General features: G+C 60.5%; 14 protein-coding genes, 4 tRNA genes and 2 pseudogenes. 13 read left to right on the plus strand and 7 right to left on the minus strand.

Annotated elements, in window-relative coordinates:
- The first annotated feature begins 117 nt into the window (after positions 1 to 117).
- From K1X80_RS09420 to K1X80_RS28520, 3 genes and pseudogenes are all read left to right on the plus strand, one after another.
- Complete coding sequence (locus K1X80_RS09420) at positions 118 to 1,542, plus strand: PLP-dependent aminotransferase family protein (protein ID WP_216312412.1); 1,425 nt, start codon at positions 118 to 120, stop codon at positions 1,540 to 1,542.
- A 969-nt stretch (positions 1,543 to 2,511) separates the two neighbouring features.
- Positions 2,512 to 2,898: pseudogene (locus K1X80_RS28515) on the plus strand (HAMP domain-containing protein); the annotation flags it as partial.
- A gap of 102 nt (positions 2,899 to 3,000) precedes the next feature.
- Positions 3,001 to 3,597 (plus strand): annotated as a pseudogene (locus K1X80_RS28520) (methyl-accepting chemotaxis protein); the annotation flags it as partial.
- Positions 3,598 to 3,745: 148 nt separating this feature from the next.
- Here the strand turns inward: K1X80_RS28520 and K1X80_RS09430 are convergent.
- Positions 3,746 to 4,558, minus strand: coding sequence for an alpha/beta fold hydrolase (locus K1X80_RS09430; protein WP_120732290.1), 813 nt, complete (start codon positions 4,556 to 4,558; stop codon positions 3,746 to 3,748).
- A 124-nt stretch (positions 4,559 to 4,682) separates the two neighbouring features.
- On the minus strand, positions 4,683 to 5,453 hold the full coding sequence (locus K1X80_RS09435; protein ID WP_057438889.1) for a hypothetical protein: 771 nt from the start codon (positions 5,451 to 5,453) through the stop codon (positions 4,683 to 4,685).
- Positions 5,454 to 5,809: 356 nt separating this feature from the next.
- On the opposite strand from K1X80_RS09435, the gene K1X80_RS09440 reads away from it, so the two are divergent.
- The 4 genes from K1X80_RS09440 to K1X80_RS09455 all read left to right on the plus strand — a co-directional run bounded on the left by K1X80_RS09440 (position 5,810) and on the right by K1X80_RS09455 (position 6,223).
- Positions 5,810 to 5,885: transfer RNA gene (locus K1X80_RS09440), tRNA-Glu, on the plus strand.
- Between the two features lie 2 nt (positions 5,886 to 5,887).
- Positions 5,888 to 5,963: transfer RNA gene (locus K1X80_RS09445), tRNA-Gly, on the plus strand.
- A 105-nt stretch (positions 5,964 to 6,068) separates the two neighbouring features.
- Positions 6,069 to 6,144, plus strand: a tRNA-Glu gene (locus K1X80_RS09450).
- Positions 6,145 to 6,147: 3 nt separating this feature from the next.
- Positions 6,148 to 6,223: transfer RNA gene (locus tag K1X80_RS09455), tRNA-Gly, on the plus strand.
- A 102-nt stretch (positions 6,224 to 6,325) separates the two neighbouring features.
- Here the strand turns inward: K1X80_RS09455 and K1X80_RS09460 are convergent.
- Together K1X80_RS09460 and K1X80_RS09465 are read right to left on the minus strand one after the other, a co-directional pair.
- Positions 6,326 to 8,065, minus strand: a complete 1,740-nt coding sequence (locus K1X80_RS09460; RefSeq protein ID WP_057959007.1) for a dipeptidase — start codon at positions 8,063 to 8,065, stop codon at positions 6,326 to 6,328.
- A 155-nt stretch (positions 8,066 to 8,220) separates the two neighbouring features.
- Positions 8,221 to 8,847 carry a hypothetical protein gene (locus tag K1X80_RS09465; protein ID WP_057959008.1) on the minus strand — a complete coding sequence of 209 codons (627 nt, stop codon included), beginning with the start codon at positions 8,845 to 8,847 and terminating at the stop codon, positions 8,221 to 8,223.
- Positions 8,848 to 8,937: 90 nt separating this feature from the next.
- Here K1X80_RS09465 and K1X80_RS09470 point away from each other — a divergent pair, with 90 nt between their 5' ends.
- Positions 8,938 to 9,870 (plus strand): LysR family transcriptional regulator, encoded by a 933-nt coding sequence (locus K1X80_RS09470; protein ID WP_170059808.1) that lies wholly within the window; start codon positions 8,938 to 8,940, stop codon positions 9,868 to 9,870.
- 160 nt (positions 9,871 to 10,030) lie between these two features.
- On the opposite strand, the gene K1X80_RS09475 is transcribed toward K1X80_RS09470, so the two are convergent.
- Positions 10,031 to 10,438 (minus strand): PA2817 family protein, encoded by a 408-nt coding sequence (locus tag K1X80_RS09475; protein ID WP_057438892.1) that lies wholly within the window; start codon positions 10,436 to 10,438, stop codon positions 10,031 to 10,033.
- 76 nt (positions 10,439 to 10,514) lie between these two features.
- Entirely contained in the window at positions 10,515 to 12,962 is a 2,448-nt protein-coding gene (locus tag K1X80_RS09480; RefSeq protein ID WP_057959010.1) for an acyl-CoA dehydrogenase, read from the minus strand.
- Positions 12,963 to 13,164: 202 nt separating this feature from the next.
- Here K1X80_RS09480 and K1X80_RS09485 point away from each other — a divergent pair, with 202 nt between their 5' ends.
- From K1X80_RS09485 to K1X80_RS09500, 4 genes are all read left to right on the plus strand, one after another.
- Complete coding sequence (locus tag K1X80_RS09485; protein WP_057438894.1) at positions 13,165 to 13,824, plus strand: transglutaminase family protein; 660 nt, start codon at positions 13,165 to 13,167, stop codon at positions 13,822 to 13,824.
- 43 nt (positions 13,825 to 13,867) lie between these two features.
- A complete protein-coding gene (locus K1X80_RS09490) occupies positions 13,868 to 14,485 on the plus strand; it encodes a glutathione S-transferase family protein (RefSeq protein WP_057959011.1) in 618 nt (205 codons plus the stop codon).
- A 134-nt stretch (positions 14,486 to 14,619) separates the two neighbouring features.
- Complete coding sequence (locus K1X80_RS09495; RefSeq protein ID WP_057438895.1) at positions 14,620 to 15,552, plus strand: ABC transporter ATP-binding protein; 933 nt, start codon at positions 14,620 to 14,622, stop codon at positions 15,550 to 15,552.
- Positions 15,549 to 16,328, plus strand: a complete 780-nt coding sequence (locus K1X80_RS09500) for an ABC transporter permease (RefSeq protein WP_057438896.1) — start codon at positions 15,549 to 15,551, stop codon at positions 16,326 to 16,328. The genes K1X80_RS09495 and K1X80_RS09500 overlap by 4 nt, the downstream gene beginning before the upstream one ends.
- 139 nt (positions 16,329 to 16,467) lie before the next feature.
- On the opposite strand, the gene K1X80_RS09505 is transcribed toward K1X80_RS09500, so the two are convergent.
- Positions 16,468 to 17,013, minus strand: coding sequence for a TetR/AcrR family transcriptional regulator (locus K1X80_RS09505; protein WP_198817905.1), 546 nt, complete (start codon positions 17,011 to 17,013; stop codon positions 16,468 to 16,470).
- Between the two features lie 90 nt (positions 17,014 to 17,103).
- On the opposite strand from K1X80_RS09505, the gene K1X80_RS09510 reads away from it, so the two are divergent.
- Positions 17,104 to 18,288 carry an MFS transporter gene (locus tag K1X80_RS09510; protein WP_220172825.1) on the plus strand — a complete coding sequence of 395 codons (1,185 nt, stop codon included), beginning with the start codon at positions 17,104 to 17,106 and terminating at the stop codon, positions 18,286 to 18,288.
- The last annotated feature ends 42 nt before the right edge of the window (positions 18,289 to 18,330 follow it).

Raw genomic sequence — 18,330 nt, forward strand, 5'->3', positions numbered from 1 at the left:
AATAGGTAAATAATCCAATAAAATCAATGATTTAATAAATTTATGAACAGGGTGATCCTGGCCTTCTGTGCTTAACTGTTTTGAGTTAAATGCCAAACAGTTGAAGGGGGGTGGCTCATGGATTTAGGGATCAATCGACAAGCCCTTGTACCGGTGGTTCAGCAAATTGTCAGCGCCATTGCCGCATGGATTCGGGAGAGCGGGGTCAGCCCCGGAACGCGCCTGCCTTCCATCCGGCAACTGGCCCAGGACAACCTGCTCAGTCAATCCAGTGTGATCGAGGCGCTGGAGCGCATGGTGGCCGAAGGGGTCTTGGCCTCAAGGGCCGGTTCGGGGTTTGTTATCGCCGAGCAACCGGTGACCAGCAGCCCATTGGCGGAGTGCCAGTGGTATGAGGGGGCAGAACGCAGGTGGGGGGCCTTTACCGATAACCAGTTGGGAGAGTTGAAGCTGGGGTGCGGCTGGCTGCCGGACTCCTGGCGTGAAAGTGATGACATCAGTTATGCGATTCGCGAAATCAGCCGTACCGATACCGCTGGGGTTTTCAATTACAGCACGCCCCTGGGGTTGCCAGCGCTACGTGAGCAATTGCACAAGCGCCTGACACAGATCCAGGTGGCCAGCACTGCCGAGCAGATCCTCACCACCCACGGCGCGACCCATGCCCAGGACCTGCTGATCCGCACCTTGCTCAAGGCCGGCGACACGGTGGTGGTCGAGAGCCCTGGCTACGGCAACCTGTATCGTCAGTTGGCTTTCCACGGTGTCATGTTGCTGGAGGTGCCCAGAACCCGCAGCGGCCCGGATATCCAGGCCCTGGAAACGCTGCTGGCCCGCCACCGCCCCAAGTGCCTGTTCATCAACAGCCTCTATCACAACCCGACGGGCACCAGCCTGTCGCGGGTGGTCGCCGAGCGTCTGTTGCACCTGGCCCACACTCGGGACTTCCTGATTGTCGAGGAGGATGTCTACGGCGACCTGCAACATGCTTCCTGTATCCGCCTGGCGGCGTTGGCCCATGATGATCGGGTGATCTATGTCTCGAGCTTTTCCAAGACCCTGAGCAGCGCCCTGCGGGTTGGCTATCTCACCGCCAGCACGGCCCTTATCAGCCAATTGCTCAAGCTCAAGACCTTGACCGGTATGGGCACTTCCCGCTTTGCCGAAGCGATGGTGGCCAGTCTCCTGACCAACGGCACCTACCGCAAATGGGTACAGCGCTTGCGCCGACGGCTGAGCGCGGAGATGGCGAAGACCTTGCAGGTGCTGGAGGATGAAGAGTGGGAGGTTTTTGCGGTGCCCGCAGGTGGCATGTTTGTGTGGGCGCGCCCGGGTTCAGGGGATGGCTCAAGGGTGCACGCAAGGGCCCGACAGCTTGGGGTCTTGCTGTCTTCCGGCGAGTTGTTCAGCCCGACCGGCGAGCACGCTGACTGGCTGCGGATCAATGTGGCCTATGCCTGCGATCATCGGGCCCTGGCATTGTTCAAGGCCATGGGCCCCACAGGATCGACCTCCACCATTCTGAAAACGACGGGGATGTAGCTTTTTGCCATTATTGTGGCGCCAACGTCTTGTGTTGCAGGGCCCGGGATTGCGAATCTCGTTGTACGAATACTGGACTTGCTGGCGTTCGCCACCCCAAGAGGACTTTGCGCAATGATTTCGGCCGTGCAACGACGATTTGCCAACCTTGGGCTGGCCAGGAAGCTGGGGCTGGGGTTTGCCCTGGTATTGCTGTTGACGGCCCTGGTGGCGGCGATTGGCGTGTGGTCCCTGCAAACCGTTGGCCAGCGTTTTGTGGGGCTCAAGGGCATGTCTTCGCTCAATGAGGGGCTGCTGAATGTGCGTTTGATTGAGCAGGAGTATGCATTGCGCAGCGATGCCAGTACGGTCGAGGTCCTGCACCAACGGGTGGATAGCCTGGTGGCCGAAGCCCAGGCGCTCAACATGAGCGAGGTCGAGCAGGCGCTGGGCGCCTATCGCAAGGCATTTGACGAATTTGTCGAGCTGACCCAGGCCAAGGACCTGGCGCTGGAAATGGCCAGTTGGTCGGTGTCCAGTGTCGCCAACAACCTCGATGTATTGCAGGCCGGCCTGGCCGACGATGGGGCCTATAACCTCAAGGAAAGCCAAGGCAAAGAGGGCGCCGAGTTTATCGAGCAGGCCGGGCAGGTGGGGCAGGTTTCGCGCCTGATGTTGCAGGCCATGAACGAAGCCCATGTGCGCCTGGATCAGAGCCGCAAGGGCGACGCGGACAGTGCCGGGCAAGGCCACATCGAGCAGGCCGATCAGGCCCTGGCCCAGGCCGGGCAACTGCAGACCCTGGTCAAGGATCCTGGCTATCAGACTGTGCTCAATGAAGTGGTCGGGCATATCGGAGCCTTCAGCGAAAAACTCACCGAATACACCGGCCTGCTGGCCCAGGAAAAGATCGTCTACCAACAGTTGCATGAGCGGGCCGCGCAAGTGGTGGCGCAGGTCAACCAGGCCTATGCCGCGCAGGACCAGTCGATGCAGGCGCAGTTGGCCAAGAGCAGCTTGCTGATCATTGTGTCATCGGCCCTGGCCTTATTGGTCGGGGTGATTGCCGCGTGGCTGATTACCCGGCTGATCGTGATGCCGCTGCGCAGCGTGATTGCCGTGGCCCGGCAGATTGCGGCCGGGGATCTCAGCGGGCGCATGGAGGTGAGCCGACAGGACGAGATGGGCCAGTTGATGCAGGCGATGCAGCAGATGGGCGGGGGCCTGAGCAATATGGTCAGCGGGCTGCAGGCGGGGATTGAACAATTGGCCAGCTCGGCCCAGTCATTGTCCAGGGGGGCCGAGCAGACCAATCTCGAAGTCAGTAGCCAGAAAGAAGAAACCGAGCAAGTCGCCACCGCCATGAACCAGATGGCCGCCACGGTGCACGATGTGGCACGCAATGCCGAGCAGGCCGCACAAGCGGCGCAGACCGCCGACGACAAGGTCGACACTGGCCAGCAGGTGGTACGCCAGAGCCTGCAGCGCATCGAGCTGCTGGCCAGTTCGGCGACCTCTGCCAGCACCAGCATCGAAAGCCTGAGCGCCGAAATCCAGAATATCGGTAGCGTGTTGGAGGTGATCAAAAGTGTTGCCGAGCAGACCAACCTGCTGGCGCTCAACGCCGCCATCGAGGCGGCACGCGCCGGGGAGCAAGGGCGCGGCTTTGCGGTGGTCGCCGATGAGGTGCGCGCCCTGGCCAGGCGCACCCAGCAATCGACGGAGGAAATCGAACGTCTGGTCAGCACCTTGCGCAGCGCGGCGCAGTCTTCAGTGCGGGATATCCAGCACAGCGGCGAGTTGGTGAAGCTGGCTGTCAGCGATGCCCTGGAAACCGAAAGTGCGTTGGGCAGCATTGCCGCGGCGGTGTCGCTGATCCAGCAGATGAACCAGCAGATCGCGGCCGCGGCCGAGCAGCAGAGCTCGGTGGCCGAAGAAATCAACCGCAGCGTCACCAGTATCCGCGCCAGCGCCGATCAATCGGCGCTGAGCATGCAGGGTAATGCGGCATCGAGTATCGAGTTGGCGCAACTGGGGGCGGAACTCAAGGGGATGGTGGGGCATTTCCGGCTGTGATCATATTCAGGGCCGGAACGAGTTCCCTGGGGGAGCTGACACCCTGAGGTGTACTCACGGGCGCCATCGCGGGCGAGCCCGCTCCCACAGGGGGAGTGTAGCTGCGCGCCTCGGCATCTCATCTACATTGGAGATACTCAAGGTGTGATCAGGCGTGATTGGCCAAAAAGGTCAGCAGTGCCTCATTGACGAAATCAGGATTTTCCCGGCTGGAGATATGCCCTGCGTCCGGGATCAATACCAGATCGCAGCCGATCAGATCGGCCATTTCCTGCGCTTCTGCGGGTGGGCGCGGCTGGTCCTCGTTGCCACACATCACCAGAGTCGTATCAGCATTCAGGCGGGATAAGCCTTCCAGCGCATCCCCACGACCGAAAATCAGGCGACCCAGGGGCACGATGCTTTGCAGCAGGCGATCCTTGGGGAAGTCGCGCAGGGACTGACGGAAGTCCTGATACAGCGCAGAGTCGTGGTCGATGCCGGGGCGGAAGAAGATCGGCACGATGATATCCAGCAGGGCATCTGGAATAGCACCCGCGGCCTCGATTGCGCCGAGCAGTGCGAAATACTGTTCGCGGGTGGCCTCAGGCTCTGCGCCCAGATAGGTATCCATCAATACCAGGCTGTTGACCCGCTCGGGCGCCAGCAACGCCAGCGGCGCACCCCACATGCCGCCGACGGACAAACCCACCAGGTTGACCTGGGCAATCTCCAGATGGTCCAGCAAGGCCAGGGCCTGGCGTGCCAGGTCGTCCAGGGTGCGGGTCTGTGCCGGTAGCGGGCCAGACTCACCGTGACCCCACAGCTCTGGCACGATCACTCGGTACTGTTGCGACAGGGCGGCGATCTGCGGTGCCCACATGTGCTGGTCCCACAGGTAGCTCTGGCCGAGCAGGACAGCAGGGCCCGCGCCCTGGTCCACGTAGTGCAGGGGCTGACCATCAATGATGACACTTGGCATGAAGGCCTCTTTCGTTTACGGAATGAAGTGCACTTTTGTACGCGAGTTATTGCAGCGAGGGGTAGAGGCAGGATGATGGCTCCGGGTGCAAAGCATGCACCCGGCGAATCAAGGCAGGAGAGGATCAGTCGTAGATGACTTTCTTTTTCCACTCGGCATCAGCGTCATCGGCTTTCAAGCCTGCGGTCAGCTCATTGGTCTCTTCGGCGGTTTGCTGGCTGTTGGTCAGCACCATGGAGTTGGCACGCGCCAATTGTTTTTCCAGCAGTTGCAGGTGCTGGCTGTAGGTGGCCGGTTCAGGCTGCTTGCGCAGGTATTGCACGCCGCGCTCGAACGCCAGGCGCGCCTGGCCGGGCTGCGCCTGTTGCAGCGCGTGTTGGCCAAGATTGTTGAAGAACTCGATGTGCAGCAGCACCAGCAGGTGACGGATTTCGCGGATCCAGTGCTTGGCCTCGTTGGTGGGCAAAAAGCCGTCCTGGGCGGCGCGGGTGACCTGGCCGTGCAGGGCTTCGAGCAGGAAGCGTACATCCTTGGCCTTGGCCTCGGTCTGGATCGGCCCTGGAGGGTTGTTCACCGGGATCGACTCGCCCTGGCCCACCAGTGCTTCCAACTCGGCAATACGGGCCTTGATGGTGCTGCTGGATTTGTTGAGGTGGAGCATGCGTTGGTTGACGTTCAGTTCCAGGCGGGTCAGCAGCAGCTTGAGCTGCGGCGTCATCAGTTGGCCGGGGAACGTCTCGGTGATCTCGCCACAGCGGCGCAGCCGATCATTGAGCTCAATCTGGGCCCGGGCTTTTTCCAGTTTGTTGTTTTCCACCACGTGGTTCATGTAGCCAATGGCGATCAGTATTACGATCCCGGCTATTACCAGCAGGGTGATCATGAGTGGTGTCACCGGTGTGACCTCTTTGTAGGATGTGCGTTGAAGTGTAGTGATTGGCGCTTGCGGCGGATAGGACTCTTCGACGAGATGAGTCAGTGCTTTCATCTGTATATGTAGTAACTCTGAATAGATGCACATTGCCACCATTCGCGGGTCAGGACTATAACGTCTTGTCGGGCGCCAGAATATAGGCGCCAAAGCCTGGACGGCGAGAAACTCCGACAGTGGCGGTAAAGCGGGGCGAAGTCATTGATTTAAATAAATTTATCCTTGGGGGTTGACGACCTTTCAATCCATCCATAGAATGCGCGCCACTTACAGCGTAAAGCACACAGCGAAACGCGGTAGGGAGTGAATGTTGTACGTGTGTCCCCTTCGTCTAGTGGCCTAGGACACCGCCCTTTCACGGCGGTAACAGGGGTTCGAGTCCCCTAGGGGACGCCATTGCGGGAATAGCTCAGTTGGTAGAGCACGACCTTGCCAAGGTCGGGGTCGCGAGTTCGAGTCTCGTTTCCCGCTCCATTTTTAAACAGTGTGGCTTTCGGGCGGCACTGAGTGAAACCAGGACCAAGTCTTCGGACAAGGCCTCTGGGCACTGGAATACACACCATGTGTTTCAGTTAGCGTGTCCCCTTCGTCTAGTGGCCTAGGACACCGCCCTTTCACGGCGGTAACAGGGGTTCGAGTCCCCTAGGGGACGCCATTTGCGGGAATAGCTCAGTTGGTAGAGCACGACCTTGCCAAGGTCGGGGTCGCGAGTTCGAGTCTCGTTTCCCGCTCCATATTCAACAAAAACGCCGCTCAGTGATGAGCGGCGTTTTTGTTTGTCTGCAATTCAAGCCTGCGCAAATGGACCCGCCGCACAAGCGGGTCCAGGTGCTGGGTCAGAGTTTCGGCAACTGCCCGATACGGCCCATCATTTCCGTCACGATCTGCAGGTCCAGCAGGAACTGCTCGGTGGTCTTGAACTCGTTGTCGGTGTGCCCGGTGTATTTGACCTCGGGGCGGGCCAGGCCGAATTGCACGCCATTGGGCAGGTCATGCACCGAGGTTGCGCCAGCCGAAGTCCCGTACTCAGGCTTCATGCCCAGGTTTTCCGTGGCCACGGCCAGCAGCGCCTTGACCCATTCACCCTCGGGGTTACGGTACATCGGCGCGGCGACCGAGTAATCGAAGGCTGGCGCAATATGGGTCTTTTGGCTCCAGGCGCTCAGCTTGTCAGCGATCTCTTTCTTGAGCGTTTCTGGGGATTTACCTTTTGGCACCCGCAGGTTGACCGCCAGCTTGAAGGCTTTTTCGTCCATGCCGACAAAGGTCGGCGAGGTGGTCAGTGGCCCCATGAACGTATCGGCAAAGCCCACGCCCAATTTGCCGCCCAGGTAATCCAGGCCCCAGTTATCGGCGGCATAGCGGGCAGCGTCAGTAATCTCGTTGTGTTTGAACGCAACCTTGCCGTCCAGGCTGTTGATAAAGACCAGCATCCGCGCCACCGGGTTGATGCCCGATTCGGGTTCGGAAGAGTGCGCCGATACCCCGGTGACGGTCAGCTTGACGTCTTTGTCGACGACCTTGGCATCTACAGTGAAATCGCCACCATTGGCCTTGGCGAATGCACTCCCGGCCTGTTGCAGGCTGGCAGCCAGTTCGGCGGGGCTGTCGCTACGCAACGTGGCCACCGAGGCCGAAGGAATCTGGTTGGTCGCCAGGCCGCCGGTCATGGCAATGATTTCGGCGCCTTTGCCGTCGGCTTTGCGCTTGGCAAAGGTGGCCATGACCGTGCCATAACCCTTTTCGGCGATGACGACCGGGTAGCCGCCGTCCAGCGCGAGGTTGTAGTTGGGCGTCGGGTTGTGTTCGAAGTAGTAGGGAATGGCGTCGCCGGTGGTTTCTTCGGTGGTGTCCACCAGCAGCTTGAAGTTGCGTGCCAGGGGCAGGTTTTCTTCCTTGATCACTTTCATCGCATACAGCGTCACCACGATGCCGTTCTTGTCATCCTCGGTGCCGCGGCCGTACATGCGGTCGCCAATCAGCGTGACCTTGAACGGGTCGAGGCGGGTGCCATCGGCCAGTACCCAGTTTTCCGGGGTCACCGGCACCACGTCGGCGTGGGCGTGGATGCCCACAACTTCGTCGCCGGCACCTTCCAGGGAAATTTCGTAGACGCGGTTGTCGATATTGCGGAACTTCAGGTTGAACGCCTGGGCCAGGCTCTTGATCTTGTCGGCGATCTTGATGAATTCAGGGTTGTCGTGCTGGGCTACGCCTTCTACCTGGAAGGTCGGTATGGCCACCAGCTCGCGCAGGGTCTCGGTAGCCGCCGCGCCGTATTTCACCCGGGCGTAGAGGCCCAGCAGGCGATGAATTTCGTTTTGCTGTTCGGCGGACAGGCGTTTGTTATCGAGAAAAGCACTGATTGCCGGGCCCAAGTCGGCGGTTTTGCCCAGTTCACTTTTGGCCAGGCTGCCGAGGAAGGTGCGGAAGTCCTTGATCGAGGCGTCATTGAACGTCTTGAGGATGGTCGCGCTCTGTTGCGGGGTGATATTGGCGAACGCTGGTGCGGTAACGGCGGACAGGCTGGCGACCATCAGGGTGGCGGCGGCCAGGTGCTTGAGGGAGAAGTCCATTGCTGGGGGCATTCCTTTGCAGGTGGTGAGTAGGAGGTTTCCGATTTTTATGTCGGAAACATTTTCACACACTAGCATCACCCACAAGCTCCAGGGGAGCCCCTTGCGCGGTGATGTCCTATCTCAATAATAAAACGCCGCCTGCCATCAATCTGTCAGTCGAGGCTGTAGCGCACCGACAACGTGCCCTTCTTCTCCGACAGGCCGAGGATCGTGACCTGGCCGACTTGGGCGAGGGCCTGTACGTGAGTGCCGCCGCAGGCGTAGGGCGGCAGATCACCAAAACCTACTTCCCGGGAGCCGCTTTGCAGCGTCATTTGGCGCGGTAAATCTGCGGCGATCCATTGGTTGACCTGTTGTTGCAGGGCATCGGCCTCCATGTTCTGGGCGAATTCCCCACGGATAAAACTGATCTTGCCTTCGCCTGGCCAGTGGTGGGCCTTGATCGGCATCCAGCCCAGGGTCTCACCGGCGTTGCCAATCAGATGCCCTGCCGAATGCAGGCGTGTATGCAGGGCGCGGCGCTCGCCGTCGACCCGCGCTTGCTGGATCCCGAGTGCGACGGGCTGGTCCACGTAGTGCACGATGCGCTCGGCTTCCTGCACCACTCTCAACACGTTGCTGTCTCCCAGCCACCCCGTATCAAAAGGCTGGCCGCCACCCTGGGGGTGGAAAATGGTGGAGTGCAGCACCACCGCAAACTGCTGCTCAAACGGCGTGCACTCCAGCACATCAACATCGGCAACCAGGTGGTCATGGGTAAAAAACAGGCGCTGGGTCATCGTCTACATCCGCATCAGGGTTCTAAACAGCAGTATAAGTAGTGCGCCAATGGGTGATAATCCGCTGAAATCTCAATGGACTTGTGCGTCATGAGCATCAATCTTCCTTTGCCGCTGCTGGGCGAAATGGCGATTTTCGTCAAGGTGGTGGAAACCGGCAGCTTCTCCGAGGCGGCGCGCCAACTGGGGGCGTCGCCATCGGCGGTGAGTCGCAGCATCTCGCGCCTGGAACAGGCCCTGGCCACGCGGCTGCTGCAGCGCACCACACGCAAATTGCGCTTGAGCGAAGGTGGCGAAGAGGTCTTCAAGCGCTGCCAGGAAATGGTCAGCGCGGCGCGCTCGGTGATGGAAATCAGCGGCCAGTACACCCACGAAGCCGAAGGGCTGGTGCGGGTCAGTGTGCCCAAGGCGGTCGGGCGGTTTGTGGTGCATCCGCATATGCCGGAGTTCTTGCGGCGTTATCCCAAGGTCGATGTGCAGTTGATCCTCGAAGATCGGCAGGTGGATTTGATTGATGACAATGTCGACCTGAGCATCCGCATCACCGACAGCCCGCCACCGGGGTTGGTAGGGCGCCAGTTATTACCGATTGAACATTTATTGTGTGCCACGCCGCAGTATCTGGCCGCCCACGGTACGCCGCTGCATCCCCATGATTTGCTGGGGCACAGTTGCATCTACCTGGGCGAAACGCCGGGGGATGCGCGCTGGAAATTCCGCCAGGCGGGTAAGACAGTGACGGTAGGGGTACGCGGGCGGTATGCGGCCAATCACACGGGGGTGCGGCTGGATGCGGTGTTGCAGGATGTAGGGATTGGCAGCTTGCCGTACTTCACCGCGCGGCATGCCTTGGAGGAGGGGCGGTTGGTGCAGGTCCTGGCGCAATGGGATTTCATTGCCTCGTACCATGGGGATGCCTGGTTGCTGCATTCGCCCACACGCTACCTGCCGCCGAAATTGCGGGTGTTTATTGATTATCTGGTGGAGTGCATGGCTAAGGAGCCTACATTGCGTCGGCGGTAGGCGCGCGATCGAGAATGTGGAGCAGGTTAGTGTGGGAGCGGGCTTGCCCGCGATGGCTGAGTGTCAGTCGATACATTGGTTGACTGATACACCGCTATCGCGGGCAAGCCCGCTCCCACACAAGCCCGCTCCCACATTTGGATCTTTGGTGCTTTTGAGATCAGTGCTTGGGCTGGTCGTTGGACATGGCCAGCAATTGCTTTTCCTGGTTCCAGTCGAACGGTTCGTCGTTCTGTTCGGCTTCGAAACGACGTTCTTCCAGGGCCTGGTACAGGTCCAGTTCATCGTCGGGCATGAAGTGCAGGCAGTCACCGCCGAAGAACCACAACAGGTCGCGCGGTACCAGATGGGCAATCTGCGGGTAGCGCAGGATGACCTGGCTCATCATGTCCTGGCCCAGGTATTGGCTTTCGATCGGGTCGATGGGCAGCAGGGCCCGCAGTTCATCAAAGCGTTCCAGGAACAGCGCGTGACTTTCCTCGGGAACCTGTTCGGCTTCGCCGACGGCAACCAGGATGCTGCGCAGGTGGTCGAGCAAGACGAGATGATCGGCAACGACGTTGGACACGAGAGTAAGTCCTCAAAAGCAAAAACGGGCGCGAGAGTATATAGCTCTCGCGCCCGTTTTTATATGACGGTTGGTCTCAGCGGACTCTGCCGGGCGCCTGGGCCAGCTCCTCTTTGCTGAAGTCATCCACGTCGATCACCTTGCGCCGCGCCACTTCCGCGTCGCGCAGGGTTTGCGCTTCAGCCGGTTGCAGCACGCCTGCTTCCAGTGCGGCGTCGATGGCGTGTTCCCCGGCGCGCGGCTTGACCTGGCCACTTTTGAGGGCGCTGTGGAGTTTCTTTTGCAGCGGGTGGCTGGCACCCAGTAGGTCATAGGCGTGTTGCAACGCGCCGACCGGATCTTCCGCCGATTGCGGGCGATAGCAGCCAGCCAGCAGTTCTTCCAGGGTCGGGTCGCCCTTGGCTCGGCCAATCACTGCGGCGACTTCAGCGTCCAGTGCATCGGACGGGCCTTTATGGCGACGCCCGAATGGGAACACGATGACCCGCATCAGGCAGCCCAGCACTTTGTTGGGGAAGTTGCTAAGTAACTCATCCAGCGCGCGTTCCGATTGGCCAAGGCTTTCTTCCATGGCCCAGGCAAACAGCGGTTCCAGATGATCCGGGGAGTCGAGGTCGTGGTAGCGCTTGAGCGCCGCCGAGGCCAGGTACATATGGCTGAGTACATCCCCCAGCCGTGCCGACAGGCGTTCACGACGCTTCAGCTCACCACCCAGCAGCATCATGCTCAGGTCTGCCAGCAGGGCGAACGCGGCGGCCTGGCGGTTGAGGGCGCGGAAGTAACCCTGGCTCAAGCGGTTGCCCGGGGCTTTTTCGAAGTGGCCCAGGCCCAGGTTCAACACCAGGGTGCTGGCGGCGTTGCTCACCGCAAAACCGATATGTTGCAGCAACAGCCCATCGAACTCCTTGAGTGCCTGGTCGCGATCTTCACGACCGGCGAGGGCCATTTCCTTGAGGACGAATGGATGGCAGCGAATCGCCCCCTGGCCGAAGATCATCAGGTTGCGCGAAAGGATATTCGCCCCTTCCACGGTGATGAAGATCGGCGCCCCCTGCCAGCTGCGGCCCAGGTAGTTGTTGGGGCCCATGATGATGCCCTTGCCGCCGTGCACGTCCATGGCGTGGCTGATGCACTCGCGGCCGCGCTCGGTCAGGTGGTACTTGAGGATCGCCGAGAGCACCGAAGGTTTTTCCCCCAGGTCGACCGCATTGGCGGTGAGCATCCGCGCACTGTCCATCAACCAGGCATTCCCGCCGATACGGGCCAGGGCTTCCTGGATGCCCTCGAAGGCGGACAGCGGTACGTTGAACTGCTCGCGCACCTGGGCGTACTGGCCGGTCACCAGGCTGGTGAACTTGGCTGCACCGGTGCCCACCGCCGGCAGGGAGATCGAACGGCCGACCGACAGGCAGTTCATCAGCATCATCCAGCCCTTGCCGAGCATTTCCTGGCCACCGATCAGGAAGTCCAGGGGAATGAACACATCCTTGCCGGAGTTGGGGCCGTTCATGAATGCCGCGCCGAGGGGCAGATGACGGCGCCCGATTTCCACGCCGGGGGTGTCGGTGGGGATCAGCGCCAGGCTGATGCCCAGGTCTTCTTCCTCGCCCAGCAGATGGTCCGGGTCATAGGCCTTGAAGGCCAGGCCCAGCAGGGTCGCGACCGGGCCCAGGGTGATATAACGTTTTTCCCAGTTCAGGCGCAGGCCAAGGGTTTCCTTGCCTTGCCATTCGCCCTTGCAGATCACCCCGGTGTCGGGCATCGCGCCGGCATCGGAGCCGGCCAGCGGGCCGGTCAGGGCAAAGCACGGGATGTCATCGCCACGGGCCAGGCGCGGCAGGTAGTGGTTGCGTTGCTCGTCGGTACCGTAGTGCAACAGCAGCTCGGCCGGGCCCAGGGAGTTGGGGACCATGACGGTGGAGGCGAGGTCGCCGCTGCGGGTCGCCAGTTTCATTGCCACCTGGGAGTGGGCGTAGGCGGAAAAGCCCTTGCCACCGAACTCCTTGGGGATGATCAGGGCGAAGAAACCGTGTTGCTTGATATGGTCCCAGGCCGCTGCCGGCAGGTCCATGGCCTGGCCGATTTCCCAATCGGTGACCATCGCGCACAGCTCCTCGGTGGGGCCGTCGATAAAAGCCTGTTCCTCTTCGGTCAACTGTACCTTGGGGTAGGCCAGCAGCTTGTCCCAGTCGGGGCGGCCGCTGAACAGTTCGCCGTCCCACCACACGGTCCCGGCGTCGATGGCATCGCGCTCGGTCTCGGACATCGGCGGCAATACTTTCTGGAACCAGTTGAACAGCGGTGCGGTGAAATACTGGCGACGCAGGTCGGGCAGCAGCAGGGGGGCGGCGACTACCGCGAGCAGCACCCAGAACACCAATAGCAACCAGCCCGGGGCATGGCTGAAGGCGCCCATCGCCAACAGGTAGACGGCGACCACGCCCAGGGCGGGCAGGGGCGCGGTACGACGGTGTGCCAGGTAGGCAATGCCGAGCACCAGAACCAGTATCCACAACAACAGCATATTCAATCCTCCGTGAAACCAGGGGCAGAAGCACCCTCAGAGCTTAGCCGGCATCCGGAAAAACGGTGCCTGAGGGTGTTACGTGGTGTGGCGGGAAGTGCTCGACAGTCACAGGCAGCAGGCGCCGACATTTGGCCGAATCGTCGTTAACCCTCGGTCGGGCCTGTGGTTAGACTCCAGGCTCGCCTCGGAGAAAATCCCCATGAATGCGTACTTGAGTCCCAGCCGCTTCATCGATAGTGACCACCCCACGGTGGTGGAGTTCGCCGAAAAACATCGCGGTTCGAGCCGTGATCCCCGTGACCAGGCAGTCAGTCTGTATTACGCCGTGCGCGAAGCGGTGCGCTACAACCCTTACACCTTCAGCCGCGATCCGCAAACCCTGCGTGGTAGCTACGCCCTGGCTGCCGGGCAGAGCTATTGCGTGCCCAAGGCCACCCTGCTGGCGGCGTGCGCCCGGCATTGCGGCATAGCGTCGCGCATTGGCCTGGCCGATGTGCGCAACCATCTGTCGACCCCGCGCCTGATCGAGTTGCTCAAGAGTGATGTGTTCGCCATGCATGGCTACACGGAGTTGTATCTGGATGGGCGCTGGGTCAAGGCGACCCCGGCGTTCAACCAGCAATTGTGCGAATTGTTCGATGTGCCGCCCCTGGATTTCGACGGAATCAACGACAGCGTTTTCCACCCGTTCAACCGCCAGGGCCAGCGCTCCATGGAGTATGTGGTGGACCATGGGCAATTTGCCGAGGTGCCCGAGGAATTCTTCTTTGCCCACCTGGAAAAGTGTTACCCGCACCTGTTTGGCGAGCATTCGCCGCAATTGTTAGGTGATATGCAGAGCGATTTGAGTCGCGGCTGAACCGGCGTATGCTGCTCCGGCATTCATCCACTGGGAGGCGGTCATGCTGAAGATCTGGGGTCGTAAAAATTCGTCAAACGTCAGGAAAGCACTGTGGTGCGCCGAGGAACTCGGCCTGGACTATGAGGCAATTGATGCGGGCGGGGCCTTTGGTGTGGTCGATACACCGCAGTACCGGGCATTGAATCCCAATGGCCGGGTGCCGATGATCGAGGACGGCGAGTTTGTGTTGTGGGAATCCAACACCATCGTGCGTTACCTCTGCGCCAAACAGGCTTCGAGCTGGTACCCCGCCGATCTGCAGGCGCGGGCCAATGCCGAGAAGTGGATGGACTGGACCACCTCGACCTTTGCCGAACCGTTCAAGACGGTGTTCTGGGGCATTTTGCGCACGCCGGCCGAGCGGCAGGACTGGGACAGCATCCATGCCGGGCGCAATGCCTGTATCGAGGTGTTGAAAACCGTGGACCAGGCCCTGGCTGAGCAGCCCTACCTGTCCGGCAACGAGATCGGCATGGGTGATATTCCCCTGGGCAGCTTTATTTATGCCTGGTTCGAGATGCCGATCGAACGCCCGGCGATGCCCCATCTGGAGGCGTGGTACCGGCGTTTGCAGCAACGTCCGGCCTATCAAAAAGCGGTAATGACAGCGTTGACTTAATACTGACTATTAATACAGGTGACTGTACTTGTGCGGCGCAGGCAAGCACCATGCTTGCCGTGCGCTGCGGTTGTATTAGGTGTGGCGCGCCCTTATCTATTTCTTCTATTCCCTTCCTTGGTGCGTAATCCGATATGAGTTCCGCTCTGTCCATCCGGCAGCTAACCAAAACCTACGGCAACGGTTTCCAGGCCCTGAGTGGTATTGATCTGGATGTCGCCGAAGGTGATTTCTTCGCATTGCTCGGCCCCAACGGTGCCGGCAAATCCACCACCATCGGTATTCTGTCGACCCTGGTCAACAAGACCAGTGGCACGGTGAATATCTTTGGCCATGACCTGGATAAATCCCCGGCCGCGCTCAAGCGCTGCATTGGTGTGGTGCCCCAGGAATTCAATTTCAACCAGTTTGAAAAGACCTTCGATATCGTCGTGACCCAGGCCGGTTACTACGGCATCCCGCCGAAAATCGCCAAGGAGCGCGCCGAGCAGTACCTGACCCAGCTGGGGTTGTGGGACAAGCGCGACGTGCCATCACGTTCCTTGTCCGGCGGCATGAAGCGGCGCTTGATGATCGCCCGCGCCCTGGTGCATGAGCCGCGCCTGCTGATCCTCGACGAACCGACGGCCGGCGTGGACATTGAATTGCGTCGCTCAATGTGGACCTTCCTCACCGAGCTGAACCAGAAAGGCATCACCATCATCCTCACCACCCATTACCTGGAAGAGGCTGAACAGCTGTGCCGCAACATTGGCATCATCGACCACGGCACCATTGTCGAGAACACCAGCATGCGTAACTTGCTGGGCCAGTTGCATGTGGAGACGTTCCTGCTTGACCTGAAAAACAACCTGTCCGCGCCCCCTGCGCTGATCGGCTACCCCAACCGCCTGGTGGACAGCCATACCCTGGAAGTGCAGGTCGATAAAACCGTGGGCATCACCGCGCTGTTCAGCCAACTGGCCTTGCAGAACATTGAAGTGCAGAGCCTGCGCAACAAAACCAATCGCCTGGAGGAGTTGTTCGTGTCCCTGGTGGAGAAGAATCTGGCGAAGGTGGCGGTATGAATTCCGAGTTCCAACCCAATTTGGTAGCGCTCAACACCATCGTCTACCGCGAAGTGAAGCGCTTTATGCGCATCTGGCCGCAGACTCTGCTACCGCCAGCGATCACCATGGTTCTGTACTTCGTGATCTTCGGGAACCTGATCGGCCGGCAGATTGGCGATATGGGTGGCTTCACCTATATGGAATACATCGTGCCGGGGCTGATCATGATGTCGGTGATCACCAACTCCTACGGCAACGTGGTGTCGAGTTTCTTTGGCAGCAAGTTCCAGCGTTCCATTGAGGAATTGATGGTTTCGCCGGTGTCGCCACACACCATCCTGATCGGCTACACCCTGGGCGGCGTGCTGCGTGGCTTGATGGTCGGGGCGATTGTGACGGTGCTGTCGATGTTCTTCACCGACCTGCAGGTGCATCACCTGGGGGTGACCATCCTGGTGGTGGTGCTCACGGCGACAATCTTCTCGCTGCTGGGCTTTATCAACGCCGTGTTTGCGCGCAACTTCGATGACATCTCGATCATCCCGACCTTTGTGCTGACCCCGCTGACCTACCTGGGCGGTGTGTTCTACTCGATTACCCTGCTGCCGCCGTTCTGGCAGACCGTGTCGCTGGCCAACCCGGTGCTGCATATGGTCAATGCCTTCCGCTACGGGATCCTGGGCGTGTCGGATATCAAGATCAGCGTGGCGATCACCTTTATGATCGTGGCGACGGTGGTGTTGTATCTGGGCTGTGCACGGCTGCTGGTGAGCGGGCGTGGGATGCGTACCTAAGCCAGGTCTAAAGATGTGTGGGCATATGTGGGAGCGGGCTTGCCCGCGATAGCGGCGGGTCAGTTAAAGAGGTATTGACTGACACCTTGCAATCGCGGGCAAGCCCGCTCCCACATAAGCCCGCATACACACAGTCGGGTCAGGTGTGCAGGGCAATCTCAATCAGCTCATGCAACTCCTCAACCCGCATCGGCGCCGCGTCAAACAGAATTCGAAACACCGTCGGCGCCGCCAGCAGATTGATCAGTCGATCCACGCTGGGCAATGCCTGGCCGCTGCCTTGGTAACGGTCCAGGATCACTTGCAGTTGCCCACCCAGAATCGTCACGCAGTACCCCGGCGTCTGGCTGCACTGCACATCGCGCATCATCGTGCGCCCCGGTTCCGAACTCATCTCGTCCAGGTACTGCTCGGCCCAGGCTCGCAGGTCGCCGCGCAGGCTGCCGGTGTTGGCGGGCTCGCTGTCGGGGCGCATGCGGGCCAGGGCGACGTCGGCGAGCAGGGCTGCGAGGTCGCCCCAGCGCCGGTAGATGGTCGACGGCGTGACCCCGGCGCGTGCGGCAATTTGCGGTACTGTCACGCTGGCGCGCTCTTGCTCTTGCAGTAGCTGGCGCACCGCCGAATGAACCGATTCTTGTACCCGGGCACTACGGCCCCCCGGGCGGAGGCCTTCTTTTATCGCCATGCCAAAACCTTAACACAAAGAATTTGCTTTAAGCGCGACCCAGTAGCACACTCCACAAAAGCAAAATATTAGCTTTAGCGGAGCGTGCCCATGTCCAGTGTCACTTCTCATCGTTCCAGCCTGGTGTTTCTAGCGAGCACCATGCTGACGTTTCTCGCCGCCTCCAGCGCGCCGACGCCGTTGTATCACCTTTACCAGGAGGGCCTGCACTTTTCTGCTGGCACCTTGACGCTGATCTTCGGCGTCTATGCCTTGAGCCTGCTGGCTGCGTTGTTGACCGTCGGTTCGCTGTCGGATTACCTGGGGCGCAAGCCAGTGATCTTCGCCGCGCTGGTGCTGAATATGCTGGCGATGCTGCTGTTTATCTACGCCGACAGTGTTGCCTGGCTGATCGCCGCCCGCACTTTGCAGGGGGTTGCCACAGGCATGGCCACCGCCGTGCTCGGCGCTGCGTTGCTCGACACCGACCGTCGGCAGGGCCCGCTGGTCAACAGTGTCGCGCCATTGCTGGGCATGGCCTGTGGCGCCATGGGCAGCAGTGTGCTGGTGGAGTTCGCGCCGCTGCCGACCCAGTTGATCTATTGGGCCTTGCTCGCGCTGATGCTGTTGCAGAGCCTGTATGTCTGGCGCTTGCCGGAAAGCGTCAGCCCCATCCCTGGCGCGCTCGCCTCGCTATGGCCGACCCTGCATGTGCCGGCCCAGGCGCGCCGGGCCTTGTGGCTGTCGCTGCCGGTGGATATCGCGGTGTGGGCCATGAGCGGTTTCTACTTGTCGCTGGCGCCGTCGCTGGTAAGGGCGGCGACCGGATCCACCTCCAACCTGATCGGTGGCGGCCTGGTCGCGGTGTTGACCTTGAGCGGTGCGGTGATGATTTTCAGCCTGCGCAATCGCCCGGCGGACAAGGTGCTGCGCCTGGGAGCCGGCCTGTTGGCCGTGGGCGTCACACTGATCCTCGGTGCGGTTCACAGCGCCAACCTGAGCTTGTTTTTCTTCGCCACGCTGGTGGCTGGCAGCGGATTTGGCGCAGGTTTTCTCGGCGCGTTGCGCAGTGTAGTCCCCCTGGCTTTGCCCCATGAGCGGGCCGGGTTGATGTCAGCGTTCTACGTCCTCAGTTACCTGGCGTTCTGCCTGCCGACCCTGTTGGCGGGCAACCTGACCCGCAGTTTTGGCCTGATCGCTACCACTTATGGCTACGGCGGGGTGTTGATCGTATTGGCCCTCGGCGCCTTGATTGGCTTGATGAGGCAAGCGCCGGCCAGGTCTTCATATAGGTAAAACAGATAACAGTTAGAGATATTACCCGTTATATAGATATTC

Origin of the sequence: Pseudomonas sp. So3.2b, from assembly GCF_019464415.1 — a bacterium.
GTDB lineage: Bacteria > Pseudomonadota > Gammaproteobacteria > Pseudomonadales > Pseudomonadaceae > Aquipseudomonas > Aquipseudomonas shahriarae.

What these genes read in the sequence shown, in the direction of transcription:
- K1X80_RS09420 (WP_216312412.1), top strand. Translation starts at nt 118, where the DNA reads ATGGATTTAGGGATCAATCGACAAGCCCTTGTACCGGTGGTTCAGCAA.
- K1X80_RS09460 (WP_057959007.1), bottom strand. Translation starts at nt 8,065, where the DNA reads ATGGACTTCTCCCTCAAGCACCTGGCCGCCGCCACCCTGATGGTCGCC.
- K1X80_RS09490 (WP_057959011.1), top strand. Translation starts at nt 13,868, where the DNA reads ATGCTGAAGATCTGGGGTCGTAAAAATTCGTCAAACGTCAGGAAAGCA.
- K1X80_RS09465 (WP_057959008.1), bottom strand. Translation starts at nt 8,847, where the DNA reads ATGACCCAGCGCCTGTTTTTTACCCATGACCACCTGGTTGCCGATGTT.
- K1X80_RS09430 (WP_120732290.1), bottom strand. Translation starts at nt 4,558, where the DNA reads ATGCCAAGTGTCATCATTGATGGTCAGCCCCTGCACTACGTGGACCAG.
- K1X80_RS09500 (WP_057438896.1), top strand. Translation starts at nt 15,549, where the DNA reads ATGAATTCCGAGTTCCAACCCAATTTGGTAGCGCTCAACACCATCGTC.
- K1X80_RS09470 (WP_170059808.1), top strand. Translation starts at nt 8,938, where the DNA reads ATGAGCATCAATCTTCCTTTGCCGCTGCTGGGCGAAATGGCGATTTTC.
- K1X80_RS09480 (WP_057959010.1), bottom strand. Translation starts at nt 12,962, where the DNA reads ATGCTGTTGTTGTGGATACTGGTTCTGGTGCTCGGCATTGCCTACCTG.
- K1X80_RS09495 (WP_057438895.1), top strand. Translation starts at nt 14,620, where the DNA reads ATGAGTTCCGCTCTGTCCATCCGGCAGCTAACCAAAACCTACGGCAAC.
- K1X80_RS09485 (WP_057438894.1), top strand. Translation starts at nt 13,165, where the DNA reads ATGAATGCGTACTTGAGTCCCAGCCGCTTCATCGATAGTGACCACCCC.
- K1X80_RS09505 (WP_198817905.1), bottom strand. Translation starts at nt 17,013, where the DNA reads ATGGCGATAAAAGAAGGCCTCCGCCCGGGGGGCCGTAGTGCCCGGGTA.
- K1X80_RS09510 (WP_220172825.1), top strand. Translation starts at nt 17,104, where the DNA reads ATGTCCAGTGTCACTTCTCATCGTTCCAGCCTGGTGTTTCTAGCGAGC.